The organism is Paramesorhizobium endophyticum (assembly GCF_014640615.1).
GTDB classification, from domain to species: Bacteria; Pseudomonadota; Alphaproteobacteria; order Rhizobiales; family Rhizobiaceae; genus Paramesorhizobium; species Paramesorhizobium endophyticum.
This window is the reverse complement of sequence record NZ_BMHH01000011.1, coordinates 69701-83641: the sequence shown is the minus strand read 5'-3', so window position 1 is coordinate 83641 and position 13941 is coordinate 69701. Positions and strand designations below refer to the sequence as shown.

The following is a 13941-nucleotide window of genomic DNA, read 5'->3' as shown; positions in this document are numbered from 1 at the left end:
AAAGAGCCGGGATGCGAAACGCATTTTAGTCAAAAGCGGGCTTCGTTGGCGGCTTTTTGTTTAGATTCCTCGGCCATGTTGATCCAGTTCCGATTTATGTCAGATGAAAACATATTCCATGGCCGGCCCCATTCTTATCGTTGATGACGATCCGGTGCAGCGTCGCCTGCTGGAAGCCGCGGTGCTGCGCATGGGTTACAGAACCATTCTGGCCGATGGCGGGCAGGCGGCGCTGACGCTGCTGCGCTACCGCAAGGAAATTTCCCTTGTCATCCTCGATCTCGTCATGCCCGACATGGATGGTTTCACGATCCTCAAGCGCATGCGCGAGGCGGGCGTGTCGGTTCCCATTATCGTGCAGACGGCGCAAGGCGGGCTCGATACGGTGGTGACCGCCATGCGGCTCGGCGCGTTCGATTTTGTGGTGAAGCCCGTTTCGCCGGAACGGCTGCAGGTCTCCATCGGCAATGCGCTGAAGCTGGGGGCGCTGGAAGGCGAGATCAAGCGCATCCGCCATTCGGCGGAGGGGCGGCTCACCTTCCGCGATCTGGCGGCGCGCAGCGAGGCGATGGAGCGTGTGCTCAAGCTGGGCCAGAAGGCGGCGGCTTCGAATATCCCCATTCTCATCGAGGGGGAGTCCGGTGTCGGCAAGGAGATGCTGGCGCGGGCGATCCAGGGCTCGGGCGACCGGCGCGGCAAGCCTTTCATATCAGTCAATTGCGGGGCGATCCCCGACAATCTGGCGGAGAGCATCCTGTTCGGCCATGAAAAGGGCGCCTTCACAGGGGCCACCGAGAAGCATCTGGGGAAATTCGTGGAGGCCGATGGCGGCACGCTGTTCCTCGACGAGGTGGGCGAGTTGACGCCCGAGCTTCAGGTGAAGCTGTTGCGCGCTGTGCAGGAGGGCGAGGTCGACCCTATCGGCAGCAAGAAGCCGGTGAAGGTGGATATAAGGCTGATATCGGCGACCAACCGCAATCTCATCGATCTGGTGAAGAGCGGGCAGTTCCGCGAGGATCTGTTCTACCGGCTGCATGTGTTCCCGATTTCCCTGCCGTCCCTGCGCAAGCGGAGCGAGGACATTCCCGTGCTGGTGCGCCATTTTCTGGCGCGGTTCACGGCGGAGGAGGGGCGGCCGCACATCAAGGGCATCGCGCCTTCCGCGCTGGCGCTGCTGGCGGCCTATGACTGGCCGGGCAATATCCGGCAATTGGAGAATGCGGTGTTCCGCGCCGTGGTGCTGTGCGAAGGCACGGAACTGACGGTGGACGACTTTCCGCAGATCCAGGCGCATGCGTCCGCAGGGCTCGCCGGGGAGCGGCCCCCGATGCCTCAGCAGGCGGAGAGGGAGGGCCCCCAGCCCATGGCGGAAAGCCAGGCGGCAACGGAAAAATTCGGCCAGTTGCAGGGCATGGACGGGCGCGGACATGTGCGCCAGCTCGCCGAAATGGAGGAGGCGATGATACGCCTCGCCATCGCGCATTATGGCGGCCAGATGAGCGAAGTGGCGCGGCGGCTCGGCATCGGCCGCTCGACGCTTTACCGCAAGCTCAAGGATTATGGCATCGACGCCGGGGGAGGGAACGAGGCGGCGGAGGATTCTTCCGATACCGAGCGCTCGCCGGGCGAACCATTTTAGCGGCGACGCGGCGGATGACAGCCCGCGAAGATTAGCGCTACTGAAAGCTTGTTAACAAGCCATTTACCATGGCATTAATTGAATGCTGCGGTGTGCCTTTTTTGCCATTCTATAAACGTATTCGGTATTCAATAAACGTCCATTAACCATTATTCCGATAGTCCAGCCTTCGGGGACTGCTAGAATGGCAAGGCTACGCAATTGACGGACTGTATTTCGGCACTCAGGGGGATTTATGCAGCGGTGCTCGCGCGCCGTGTGCTGTGGATCGCTTTCCTTACCGTAATTCTCGCGCCTTCCCTTGCGTCGGCGGAGACCCGGACGCTCAAGCTTTATTACGTTCATACCAAGGAGAGGGCGGAGATCGCCTTCAAGAAGGATGGGCGCTACATTCCGTCCGGCCTCAATCAATTGAACCGTTTCCTCCGCGACTGGCGCCGCAACGAGCCCACCAAGATGGACCCGCGCCTGTTCGATCTCGTCTGGCAGGTCTACAAGGCCAGCGGCTCGCGCGAGTATATTCACGTTCTTTCCGCCTACCGCTCGCCCGCGACAAACTCGATGCTGCGCTCGCGCACGCGCGGCGTCGCGAAGAAGAGCCAGCACATGCTCGGCAGGGCGATGGACTTCTATATTCCCGGCGTACCGCTCAACAAGCTGCGCGCCATCGGCATGCGCTATCAATCGGGCGGCGTCGGCTATTACCCGCGCTCGGGCTCGCCCTTCGTGCATATGGATGTCGGCAATGTGCGCAGCTGGCCGCGCATGAGCCGCCGCGAATTGCTGGCGCTCTTCCCCGATGGCAAGACGCTGCATCTGCCGACCGACGGGAAGCCATTGCCCGGCTATGAGGCGGCGCTTGCGGCTTATGAAGCCCGCAAGTCCGGCAGCGGCGGGGTGATGATGGCCAGCGCGCCGCGCAAGAGCAAGAGCCTGCTGGCCATGCTCTTCGGCGGCGGGGCTGACGAGGAAGAGGATAACAGCGAATCCGGCGGCGAGATCGCGGTGGCTTCCGCCGCGCGGCCGTCGCGCGCGACACCGAGAGCGCCTGTCGCCGAAGAGGAGGCACCCGCCGCGCCTGTCGCGCGCGCCCCGGCGCCACAGCCACAGCCGGCGCCTGGGCCGCCGCAGCAGACGCTGGTCGCTGCGCTGCCGCCGCGCGAGGTTCCGCGTCCGCTCGACGCGCCGCGTCCCGCCGCTGCCATGGCGGAGGGAACGCCTGTGGAGCAACCGGCGCTCGCCTATGCCGTGCCGCTGCCGGGCCAGAAGCCGCAGGCCGCGATCGCCATGGTCGCGCCGCCGCCCAACACGCTTCAGCCGCCCGCGCCGGGAACAGCAGGCTATGTGCCGAGCGCATCCGCTGTGGATGGCCGTGCGAATGCCGAGGCCGCTTCGGAGCAGCAGGTGGCAGCCGTCAGCGCGCCCAATCCTCTGGTGAACGGTTTCGTGCCGGTGCCGATGAACAAGCCGAAGCATGAGAACCCGGCGATGGCCCTTGCCTCCGCCGTGGTGCCCGCGCCACGTCCTGAAATGAGTCCCGCTGCCGCTGCCGCCGAGGCTGCCGTGCAGGAACCGGAGCCGAAGCGTGACGCGATTGCCGAAATCGCTGCGGCCCATGCCGAGATGCCGGCCTATCCGCTGCCGCAAAGCGCGCCGCCAAGGCCCGAGCCGCAACAGGCTGCGCTTGCCGCTCATGAGGATGTGGTCCCCGTGCCCGATGAAGCGGAGGACCATGCGCCCGAGATGGTCGCCTCGGTAACGCCCGCCGCCATGCCGCGCAAGGCGCTCCATGAGGCCGCACCCAAGGCACGCGCCATCGCGGCTGTCGAGACGGGCGTGAAAACGACGGCAAAAGGCGCCAAGCCCCATTCCGGCGAGGCGCGCGAGCCAGAGGCGATCGTCCAGCCTGCCGCGGCGGTGCCGGTGTCGCGCCTGGCTATGTCCGCGACGCCGGTCGCCAGGGTTGCGCCTGCGGGCGGCAAGGTGCTGCGCAACGATGCGCTCCGCACCGCGCCCACCACCGTCTACACCGCCGGCTTCCAGCGCGCCCTGCCCACGGAAAAAGCAAACCGCTTTTCCGGCAAGGCCGTGACGTTCCTGTCGATCGCGAAGTTTTCGGAGACGAACTGAGCTGCGCAATCACTATTGAGACGGTGAGCCCAGGGTAACTGCCCTCTCGCGAAAAGTTAAGCAGCCAACCCCGCCGCTTCCCTTGCAAGCGTCGTGACCTTGTCCCATTCGCCCGCTTCCACCAGTTCCTTCGGAGCGACCCAGGAGCCGCCGACGCAGACGACGTTGGGGAGCGAGAGATAGATTTTGGCATTGGCGAGGCTGATGCCGCCAGTGGGGCAGAAGCTGGTTCCGGCGAGCGGGGAGGCGAGGGATTTCAGGAATGCCGCGCCGCCGGCCTGCTCGGCGGGGAAGAATTTGAGGAGTGTGTAGCCCTCTTCACGCGCAGCCATGATCTCGCTGGGCGTGACGCTGCCGGGCAGAAGCGGCACGTCGCTGTCGCGCGCGGCCTGGCGGATCGCTTCGGTCACGCCGGGGCTGACGATGAAACGCGAACCGGCCTTGGCCGCCTCTTCATACTGGCGCGCATTGAGGATGGTGCCCGCGCCGACAATCGCCTCCGGTACTTCCTGCGCCACGGCGCGGATGGCGTCGAGCGCGGCGGCGGTCCTCAGCGTGATCTCGATGGCAGGCAGCCCGCCCGCCGCGAGAGCGCGCGCCAGCGGAACCGCATCGGAAGCCTTGTCGATCAGCAGGACCGGAATGACTGGCTGGCCTTTGAGGATTGGAAGCAGAAGGTCGGTTTTCTGGGTCATCAGCATATCTCCGGGTTTTTTAACCGATTTAGTCCCGCTGCATTGTTTTGTCCATCATGCGACGAGCATGTTTGCAGCAGGCGAGACCGGTGACGGAGAGATGCGCTTGCGCCAGTTTTCCCAAGACCGCGCCATTTTGCGGTCGTAGTCGAATTTGCGATAGGCAGGGCCATTATACGCCCGGGCGAATTTGGGCCAGTCATGGGCGTTCAACTCATCCACCAGGCCGGATTTTTCGATGAAGCGCAGCATCAGCCGGACTTGTCCCGTCACAGAGCCGCGCGCTTCGGCCACGAGCGCCTCGACGCTTTCATATCCGAGCCATTCCCAGTGCGCGCCCATGACTTGTCCCAATCCCCATGAGACGGATTCGAGCGCGGCCTCCCGGTCGATTTTCATGGCGCGCTCGAGCAGACGCCAACGGTCGGCCTGCGCCGCCGGGTTCTTGACTGCGCCGGCCTTGGGCGAGGCGAGGCCTTGCCGCCTGGCTTCGGCAAGTTTCGCGCCTGTCAAACGCTGGTGGAAATAATGACCCTCAAACCGGATTAACGGTTCGTCGCGCCCGTTGACTCGCGCAGTGGCCTGTCCGCTGCTTTCCACCTCTGCTACTGCCAGAAGCGCCGCGGGCTCGACGCCCGATGCGGTAGCGGCTCTGATGATCTGCTGGATGGTTTCTTCTTCAAACATCGCTTTCCCTCATAATTTCTGCAAAACCCACGCTGAAAATGATTTTTGTCCGGAAACGCCGGTGTGGGATAAGTCCGGATCGCGGGTTTGGCTTCCTCGGAATTTATACAATTTTTACGAGAATTATCGTCAAATGCAATCATTTGCTATCTTGCAATCCTCGCGTATCGGGATTAGTTCGATCAGCCATGACCAATCCGTCTTTCACCGTCGCCGCTCTCTACCGTTTCGCGCGCTTGCCGCATTACGAGGCATTGCGCTCGCCGCTGGCCGAGCTTTGCTGCAGCCAGGGCATCAAGGGCACGCTGCTTCTGGCCGCCGAAGGCATTAACGGCACGGTGGCCGGCAGCGCCGAGGCGATCGGGAAACTGATTGCGTGGATCGAGGCGGAGCCGGCGCTTAGGGGGGTGGAACTCAAATATTCCTACGCCAGCGAGATGCCGTTTCACCGTATGAAGGTGCGGCTCAAGAAGGAGATCGTCACCATGGGCGTGCCCGAGGTCGATCCCCTGAAAAGCGCCGGGACCTACATCGCGCCGAACGAGTGGAATGACCTGATTTCCCGCCCCGATACGGTGGTGATCGACACCCGCAATGATTACGAAGTGGCAATCGGCACATTTCGCGGCGCAGTCGATCCGAAGACCCGGACCTTCCGTGAGTTTCCCGAATGGGTCGAGCAGAACCGCGCGAAGCTGGAAGGCAAGAAGATCGCCATGTTCTGCACCGGCGGCATACGCTGCGAAAAGGCGACCGCCTATGTCAAGGGATTGGGCTTCGACGAGGTTTACCATCTGAAGGGCGGGATTCTTAGATATCTGGAGGATGTGCCGCCGGAGGAAAGCCGCTGGGACGGAGAGTGCTTCGTCTTCGACGAGCGGGTTTCGGTGGGCCATGGCTTGCGTGAGGGCGAGACGGAACTCTGCCGCGCCTGCCGTCATCCGATCACGCCGGAGGAGCGCCTGTCGTGCTATTACCAGGAAGGCGTTTCCTGCTCGCATTGCTATCACGAGCGCACCGAAGAAGACCGCGCCCGCTATGCCGAACGCCACCGGCAGGTGCTGCTGGCGAAGCAGCGCGGCGATGGGCGGCATATCGGGCACTAACGGTCGCCGTCGTCGTTCTCAGAATCTATCGCTGTCTAAAGCGGTTCTTGTTTCGACGGAATCGCCAAGCGCCCTCGCCCTTCGAGGCTCGTTCCGCTTCGCTTCAGTCGCACCTCAGGATGAGGGCTACTGCGGCGTTGCAACCCTTCACCCTCATGGTGAGGTGCGCCCCTTACCCTGAGCTTGTCGAAGGGGAAGGGGAGCCTCGAACCACGAGGGGGAAGGGCGCACAGTTGTTTCCGTCTGGATATGAAATGTACTAATCTGTCAGGACGGTAATTGCTTATCTTTTCTTTATGAGAGATTCTCGGGACAAGCCCCGAGAATGATGGCAGGGCGTGGAGGAGAGAATGACCGATTTGACAAACTGGACGGCGCGTCCGCTGCCTGAGCGCAAGGTTCTGGAAGGTGCTTATGTGCGCCTTGAGCCGCTCGACGCTGCAAAGCATGGCGATGGGCTTTACGAGGCTTCGTCCGTGCCCGATGCGGACGGACGCTTTACCTGGCTGTTCGAGGATGCGCCCGCCAATAGGGCCGCATTCCAGCCATGGCTGGAAAGGGTGGAAGCAAGCAAGGATCCGTTGTTCTTCGCGGTGATCGACACGGCGAGCGGCAAGGTCGCCGGGCGGCAGGCGCTGATGCGCATCGATCCGGCGCATGGCGTTATCGAGATCGGCAGCATCTATTGGGGGCCGCTCATTTCGCGCAAAGCCCCGGCGACGGAGGCGCAATTCCTGTTTGCCCGCTACATCTTCGATGAACTGGGCTATCGCCGCTACGAATGGAAGTGCAACAATGAGAACGAGCCGTCGAAGCGGGCGGCGGAGCGCTTCGGTTTCACATTCGAGGGCATCTTCCGCCAGCATATGGTGGCGAAGGGCCGAAACCGCGACACGGCGTGGTTCTCGATGCTCGACAGCGAATGGCCGACGCTGAAGGCTGCCTACGAGAAATGGCTCGCGCCTGACAATTTCGGCGGAGACGGCAGGCAGAGGAAACGGCTGGAAGAATTCCGCACGGCGTGAGAGGCGCTCATGGCAAAGCCCACGCATGATCATGCCGGCCATGGCCCCGGCGACGGGCATGACCATGGCGATTATGGCAAGCTCGACAAGCGGCGGGTGCTGATTGCCGCCGTGCTGACGACGGGCTTCATGGTGGTGGAGGCGCTGGGCGGCATTCTGGCCGGCTCGCTGGCGCTTCTGGCGGATGCGGGGCATATGCTGACTGACTCCGTCTCGCTGCTGCTTGCCTGGTATGCGTTCCATCTGGAAAGCCGCCCGGCCACCAGCCGCCACTCCTACGGTTTCGGGCGGGTCAAAACGCTGGTCGCCTATACGAACGGCCTTGCCATCTTCGTGGTGGGGGCATGGATCGTCTATGAGGCGTGGGAGCGTTTCGAGCAGCCTTCAACGGTGCTGGGCGGACCGATGCTGGCGGTCGGCGTGGCGGGGCTTGCCGTGAACATCGTTGCCTATCTCGTCCTCCATGGCGGTGACCGGGACAATCTCAACATGCGCGGCGCGCTGCTGCATGTGATGGGCGATCTGCTCGGCTCGGTCGCGGCCATCGCGGCGGCAATCGTGATCCTGCTTACGGGCTGGTATCCGATCGACCCGATCCTTTCGGCGCTCGTAGCGGTGATGCTTTTCGCCAGCGCCTGGCGGCTCACGCGCGATGCGGGGCAATTGCTGCTCGAAGGCACGCCGGGGCAGATCGACCCCAGCGACGTCGTCCGCGATCTCGAAAAAACCATACCGGGCGTGGAGAATGTCCACCATGTGCACGTCTGGTCGCTGGACGGCAAGAGCCATCTTGCGACCATGCATGTGCGGATCGCGAATCGCGTCGATGCGGCGGCGATTGTCCGGCAGGTCAAGCGGAGGCTTGCCTCAGCGCATGGAATCGCCCATGCAACGGTGGAAATCGAAGCCGGTCCCGGCGCCGCGCATGAGGACCACGAGCATGATGGAACGGCAAGGCCCGCGGGCCAGCGCCGTTCACGCGCAAGGGGACAAGGCATTGCAGGACCCAAAGACACGTAACGCGGCGATCGCCGCCTTCGTCATTCTTCTCGGCTTCGGCATCCTGTGGATCGCGATGCCCCGCATCATGCTGGGGATCGGCTCGGAATCGCCCTTGCTGGCCGGGGCGTTCGCGGCGCTCTTCGTGATGGCTTTCTTCGCCGTGTTCTGGCTGCGTGCCCGCCAGCAAAGGCGGAACGATTCAGATCGATAGTGCGGCGGTGAAAAGCAGCACGCCCGTCAGCGTGATGAAGAGCGCGGCGGCGACCTCGATGAAGGCCTGAAGCCTCAGCGACATGACGCGGCTGCCGGCGAGCTTGAGCGCGACGTTTTTAGCCATCACCGCGATGGCGGCCAGCACCGCCACGGTGATGAACGTTCCCAGCGCCATGGCGAAGACCGAGAGAATGCCGCCGAAAACGAGACCGTTCAGCAGGGCGAAGGTGAGCACGATCAGCGCGCCGGAGCAGGGGCGCAGGCCCACGGCCAGGATTGCGGACCAGGCGGTTTTCCAGTCGAAATCCCCCGAAAGCGTGGACGGATCGGCGATATGGGCCGTGCCGCAGGCGTCGCAGATTTCGCCCGCGCCGATGAAACCGTGATCGAAGCTGGCCCGCCCGGGCGCCGAGGTATCATAGTTCAGGCGCACCGCGCGGCTGGACGCCGCCGTGCGGGCGCTTTGCGAGAGGGAGCCTTCCCATGCAGTGCTCGTCGAGGGCGCGGCGAAGGCCAGGCTGGCGGCGGCGAATTCCGGCTCGCGTTCCTTTTTTGCAAATAGCAGCGGCAGCTTGCGCCGCAACAGCCACAGGCCGAAAAGGACGATGAGAACATAGCTCGCCAGTTCCATGTAGCGCGCCGTGTCCTTCATCGAGATGCTGGTCCCGCGCAGGACCACCCAGGCCGCGCCGACGACAAGAATCGCCGAGAGCGCCTGAAGGAGGGACGAAACGAAGGAGAGGAAAATCCCGCGCCGCAGCGTCGTTTCATTGGCGATCATGTAGCTGGAGATGACCGCCTTGCCATGGCCGGGACCGGCGGCATGGAACACGCCATAGACGAAGGAAAGCCCGACCAGAACCGCCGCCTGCCACGGGTCGTCCCGCATGGCCTTGAGCGCGCCGGTCATCGCCAGGTAGAAATTGCGCTGCTCGGCGGCAAGCCATTGGATGATATGCGCAAAGGGGCCGGAGGGCGTCATCGCCGTCTCGCTGGCGCCGATGCCGAGGGAGGATTGGGCCCATGCTTCGCCGGTGATGAGGAGGGCGGCGAGGATGGTGGCAACGAAGGCGGGCCTTCTGCTGGCACCCCCCTCTGGCCTGCCGGCCATCTCCCCCACAAGGGGGGAGATTGTCTGACACGACGCTCCGCCCTCATTCTGCGACGTCTGCGATTGGTACTGCGCGTCTATGAAGGCGTGATCTCCCCCCTTGTGGGGGAGATGCCCAGCAGGGCGGAGGGGGGTGGCTCGCGATTTCGTCAAAGCGGAAATCCTATTTCCCACACGTAATCTCCAGCCGGGTCGCAAATATCTTCGACATATCCGTCCCGGTCGGGTCGTTGAAGAAGGCTTCGGTCAGGGTTGACTGATTGGCGGCGATTGCCTCGTCGGGGTTGGGGCGCACCACCTTGGATGAACAGTTCCTCGGCACGCCCGATATGTGCATGTCGGAATCATTGACGTAGTCGATGGCGGTGTAGAAGGTCGGATCATAGACGCCGAAGCTCACCGTGTGATCGAGCTTCAGCGGCTTCTCCGGTTTGGATTCGAACATGATCAGCAGCTGATTGTCGGGAAAATCGGCGATGAGATGCGCGGGCCTGGCCATCGGCACGTCCTTGCCATCGGAAAGAACGGTCTGGAAATATTTATACTCGGCGATGGATTCGTTGATCGTCTTGCCCAACTCGTCCAGTTCCTTCTGGTCGAGCTTCAGGTCGCCGTTCTTGTCGAATTCCATCAGCACGGTTGACGAAAATATATCGTCGAAGCGCCAGACATGGGCGAGCTTTTCCACCGTGCCGTCAGGGGCTACGGTGACTTCCAGCCGCGCCTCGGCGAAGACATGCGGATGCGCAACCGCCAGCGAGGGCAGCGACGCCAAAGCAATGGCGGCGAAGAGGATTGCCGAGCGGCGTTTCGTCAAGCGGGCCTCACCTTGCGACATGGCTGATTCCTTGAATGCGCATTTCAATGCCCGAAACTGGCGAAAGTGGGACTGAACCGTTCACGAATTTTCCCGCTCCTTGAACCACTTGGCCAGATAATCCACCAGCACGCGCACTTTCATCGGCAGGTAGCGGCGGTGGGGGTAGACCGCGTAGATGCCGCCATCCTTGATGGTAAATTCATCGAGCCCAGCCACCAGGCGCCCGCTGGCAAGCTCCGGCTCGGCGATGAAACGCGGGAGAATGCAAAAGCCCAGCCCCTTGACCGCTGCCGCCATGGTGGCCAGCGGGCTGTTAACCTCCACCGGCCCGCTGACGGGGACGGTCAGGAGCGAGCCGTCCGTGTTGCGGAAATGCCAGTTGTTGCGCGAGCGGCCGTTGGTGTCGATAATGCAAGGAAGCCCGTGCAGCCCTTCCGGTCGTTCCGGCATCCCTACCTTCGCGATGAGATCCGGCGAGGCCGCAAGGACGCCTTCGAAAGCCGTCAGGCGACGGGCAATCAGCGAGGAATCCTGCAGCCGCGTGATGCGGATCGCCATGTCGAAGCCTTCCTCCACCAGATCGACGAACCGGTCGTCGAGCCTGATATCGAGGACGATTTCGGGATGCTCGGCGCAGAAATCGATCAGCGAGAGGCCGATGGGGGCGTCGGCGAAGGTGCGCGGCGCAGAAAGTTTTATGCGCCCGCGCGCGTCGCCGCTGGTTTCGCTGATGGAGTCCTGAAGGCTGTCGATATCGCGGATGATCTCGGAGGCGCGCTGATAATAGGTGTGGCCTGCCTCGGTCAGCGAAAACTGCCGCGTCGTGCGGTTGAGCAGAAGTACGCCAAGCTCATCCTCCAACTCGCGCACATATTTGGAAAGCAGCGCCTTGGAGCGCCCGATCTTGCGCGCTGCGGCGGAAAAGCCCTCGGCTTCCACGACATCGATAAAGGCGCGCATGCGGGTGAGCGTGTCCATGACCACATCCTGTTTAACTCTGCTTTGCCCCTCACCCTTACCCTCTCCCCGCTCGCGGGGCGAGGGGGCATCCGCGTTGCCGCCTCTTTCTTCTCCCCAGCACCAGGCAAAACGAACAGGTGAAAACGTTCATGTCCCCCTCTCCCCGTCCTTCACGGGGAGAGGGTAAGGGTGAGGGGCAGCGCCGGCATCAAAAAATTTTTGCCCAAGGCCTGATTTGTCATTGAATGGACACAAGTTTCACCTTATATCGCGCTTGCCCAAAGTCGCACGTGCCTGTGGGTGTCCGCCGTATCCTCGAATGGTGAGGTAAACGGTATGGTACCTGGAACTAACCCCTCCAGTCGATCTCGCGGCCAACCGCTGAAATCGAGGACATCTTGAAGCAACGACGGTGCGGGCCTTTCTGGTGTCTTTCGGCTGTCCAAATGCCGAAATTACTGAAGAGGCACACCTTCATTGCCGGCAGTGCGGATGCGGTTCTCCCAATTCCAAGCCAAGGCAGACAAAGCGGAGTGACGCACAGAATTGCGTTGTTCCATCGCCGCATGAGCTCTCGCGTGTTTCCAGGATCTCCAAAGTCTGGCAGCTCGGCGGATGGCTTTATGCACTTTGTCCACTTGCGGTAGCGATCCGGCGGGCCGCAGCCTTTTGCGACAGACGGCTTGACGCCGCTGGATAGGAGAAACCGATGGCAACGCAGCGCATTATCGATTTCCTTAACACCCGACGCCCGAACGGTCCCTGCCTCGTGCTGGACCTCGACGTCGTGCGCGAAAACTATGCCGCCTTCGAGAAGGCGCTTCCGGATTCGCGCATCTTCTACGCGGTGAAGGCCAACCCCGCGCCGGAGATCCTGCGCCTGCTGGCCTCGCTCGGCTCGTCCTTCGACACCGCTTCGGTGGCGGAGATCGAGATGGCGCTCGACGCCGGCGCGCCCGCGGAGCGTATCTCCTACGGCAACACCATCAAGAAGGAGCGCGACATTGCGCGCGCCCATGAGCTCGGCATCCGTCTCTTCGCCGTCGACAGCGTCGAGGAAGTGGAGAAGATCGCCCGCGCCGCCCCCGGCGCCCGCGTGTTCTGCCGTGTGCTGACCGATGGGGCCGGGGCCGAATGGCCGCTGTCGCGCAAGTTCGGCTGCGTGCCCGCCATGGCCGTCACCGTGCTGCGCCATGCCAAGTCGCTGGGGCTCAACGCCTATGGCGTGTCGTTCCATGTCGGCTCGCAGCAGACGGACCTTGCAGCCTGGGATCGCGCGCTCGGCGACGCCAAGGGCGTGTTCCAGACGCTGGCCGAGGAAGGCATCACGCTCAAGATGGTCAATATGGGCGGCGGTTTCCCGACGCGCTATCTCAAGGACGTGCCGACGGCGGAAGCCTATGGCCGCGCCATCTTCGACGCGCTGCGCAAGCATTTCGGCAACCGCATCCCGGAGACGATCATCGAGCCGGGCCGCGGCATGGTCGGCAATGCCGGCGTGATCAAGACGGAAGTGGTGCTGATCTCGAAGAAGGCGGACAATGACAATGTGCGCTGGGTCTATCTCGACATCGGCAAGTTCGGCGGCCTCGCCGAAACCATGGACGAGGCGATCCGCTACCAGATCGTCACGCCGCATGATGGCGAGCGCACGGAGCCGTGCATCCTCGCCGGGCCGACTTGCGACTCCGCCGACGTGATGTATGAGAAGGCCCCGTATCCGCTGCCCGTTTCGCTGACCATCGGCGACGAGCTGCTGATCGAAGGCACCGGCGCATACACCACGACCTACGCCTCGGTCGCGTTCAACGGCTTCGAGCCGCTCCGATCCTATGTGATCTGAGCCAGTCGCCAGACCGGCTCCTTCAATCTCGCCCGGCGGCAATGCCGGGCGAGGGATGGCACGCACACATCCTCTTGATTGGTTACGACCATGAACGCGATCACTTCCGAAATCCGGCAGGACCGGACCTTTGTCATCCTCGAAGAAGCCACGCAGGACGAGCCCGTCCGCGAGGCGCTGCTTGACCGCGCCATGGGCGAGGGGCGGCGGCGCAAATCTTCCGAAAAGTTGCGGCGCGGGCGCACGCCATCGGCGGGGCTCGCCTTCGCCGCGCGCGATGAAAACGGCACGCTCATCGGCACCGTTCGGCTGTGGGATATCCGCGCGGGACGCGATGCGGCTGGCCGCTCCGTTCCCGCGCTGCTGCTCGGGCCGCTCGCGGTCGATCCGGCCTATGAGGGGCACGGCATCGGCTCGGCGCTGATGCGCCATGCGGTGAAGGAGGCGGCGCGCCTCGGTCACGGCGCGATTCTGCTCGTCGGCGATCCGGAATATTATGCGCGCTTCGGGTTTTCCGGCGAGAAGGTGGGCGGACTTGCCATGCCGGGGCCGGTGGAACGGCGGCGGTTTCTGGCGCTGGAGTTGCGTGCAGGCCATCTCGACGGCGCGCATGGGGTGCTGGCCCCGACTGGACGGCGGGTGACGGGTGAGGTGCAGGCGTTGCGGATGACGGCTTGAAGTGATGCGCCCTCCCTCCCCCTTGCGGGGAG

Annotated in this window: 13 protein-coding genes; 8 read left to right on the top strand and 5 right to left on the bottom strand. The window is 63.2% G+C overall.

Features of this window, described 5'->3' with window-relative positions:
* The first annotated feature begins 118 nt into the window (after window positions 1-118).
* Together IEX53_RS14245 and IEX53_RS14240 are read left to right on the top strand one after the other, a co-directional pair.
* The gene (locus tag IEX53_RS14245) at window positions 119-1639 is read left to right on the top strand and encodes a sigma-54-dependent transcriptional regulator (RefSeq protein WP_188824848.1); all 1521 of its coding nucleotides are present in this window, start codon (window positions 119-121) and stop codon (window positions 1637-1639) included.
* A 243-nt stretch (window positions 1640-1882) separates the two neighbouring features.
* The gene (locus IEX53_RS14240) at window positions 1883-3769 is read left to right on the top strand and encodes a peptidoglycan L,D-endopeptidase MepK (protein WP_373288656.1); all 1887 of its coding nucleotides are present in this window, start codon (window positions 1883-1885) and stop codon (window positions 3767-3769) included.
* Window positions 3770-3825: 56 nt separating this feature from the next.
* Here IEX53_RS14240 and IEX53_RS14235 read toward each other — a convergent pair whose 3' ends face one another.
* Window positions 3826-4464, bottom strand: coding sequence for a 2-dehydro-3-deoxy-phosphogluconate aldolase (locus tag IEX53_RS14235; protein ID WP_188824847.1), 639 nt, complete (start codon window positions 4462-4464; stop codon window positions 3826-3828).
* Window positions 4465-4518: 54 nt separating this feature from the next.
* Window positions 4519-5151 carry an N-acetylmuramidase family protein gene (locus IEX53_RS14230; protein WP_188824846.1) on the bottom strand — a complete coding sequence of 211 codons (633 nt, stop codon included), beginning with the start codon at window positions 5149-5151 and terminating at the stop codon, window positions 4519-4521.
* Window positions 5152-5339: 188 nt separating this feature from the next.
* Here IEX53_RS14230 and trhO point away from each other — a divergent pair, with 188 nt between their 5' ends.
* The 4 genes from trhO to IEX53_RS14210 all read left to right on the top strand — a co-directional run bounded on the left by trhO (window position 5340) and on the right by IEX53_RS14210 (window position 8495).
* A complete protein-coding gene (gene trhO / locus IEX53_RS14225; RefSeq protein WP_188824845.1) occupies window positions 5340-6257 on the top strand; it encodes an oxygen-dependent tRNA uridine(34) hydroxylase TrhO in 918 nt (305 codons plus the stop codon).
* A 350-nt stretch (window positions 6258-6607) separates the two neighbouring features.
* On the top strand, window positions 6608-7282 hold the full coding sequence (locus tag IEX53_RS14220) for a GNAT family N-acetyltransferase (protein WP_188824844.1): 675 nt from the start codon (window positions 6608-6610) through the stop codon (window positions 7280-7282).
* 9 nt (window positions 7283-7291) lie between these two features.
* Window positions 7292-8302 (top strand): cation diffusion facilitator family transporter, encoded by a 1011-nt coding sequence (locus IEX53_RS14215; RefSeq protein ID WP_188824843.1) that lies wholly within the window; start codon window positions 7292-7294, stop codon window positions 8300-8302.
* Window positions 8280-8495: a hypothetical protein gene (locus IEX53_RS14210; protein ID WP_188824842.1), complete on the top strand. Its 216-nt coding sequence runs from the start codon at window positions 8280-8282 to the stop codon at window positions 8493-8495. The genes IEX53_RS14215 and IEX53_RS14210 overlap by 23 nt, the downstream gene beginning before the upstream one ends.
* Here the strand turns inward: IEX53_RS14210 and IEX53_RS14205 are convergent.
* The 3 genes from IEX53_RS14205 to IEX53_RS14195 form a co-directional block, all read right to left on the bottom strand.
* Window positions 8484-9608: a nickel/cobalt transporter gene (locus IEX53_RS14205; protein WP_188824841.1), complete on the bottom strand. Its 1125-nt coding sequence runs from the start codon at window positions 9606-9608 to the stop codon at window positions 8484-8486. The two genes, IEX53_RS14210 and IEX53_RS14205, sit on opposite strands and share 12 nt — an antisense overlap.
* Window positions 9609-9771: 163 nt before the next feature.
* Window positions 9772-10446: a DUF1007 family protein gene (locus IEX53_RS14200; protein ID WP_188824840.1), complete on the bottom strand. Its 675-nt coding sequence runs from the start codon at window positions 10444-10446 to the stop codon at window positions 9772-9774.
* A gap of 60 nt (window positions 10447-10506) precedes the next feature.
* On the bottom strand, window positions 10507-11406 hold the full coding sequence (locus tag IEX53_RS14195) for a LysR family transcriptional regulator (protein ID WP_188824839.1): 900 nt from the start codon (window positions 11404-11406) through the stop codon (window positions 10507-10509).
* A 691-nt stretch (window positions 11407-12097) separates the two neighbouring features.
* On the opposite strand from IEX53_RS14195, the gene odc2 reads away from it, so the two are divergent.
* Together odc2 and IEX53_RS14185 are read left to right on the top strand one after the other, a co-directional pair.
* Window positions 12098-13231, top strand: coding sequence for an ornithine/lysine decarboxylase (odc2, locus tag IEX53_RS14190; RefSeq protein WP_188824838.1), 1134 nt, complete (start codon window positions 12098-12100; stop codon window positions 13229-13231).
* 90 nt (window positions 13232-13321) lie between these two features.
* Entirely contained in the window at window positions 13322-13909 is a 588-nt protein-coding gene (locus tag IEX53_RS14185) for a GNAT family N-acetyltransferase (protein ID WP_188824837.1), read from the top strand.
* The last annotated feature ends 32 nt before the right edge of the window (window positions 13910-13941 follow it).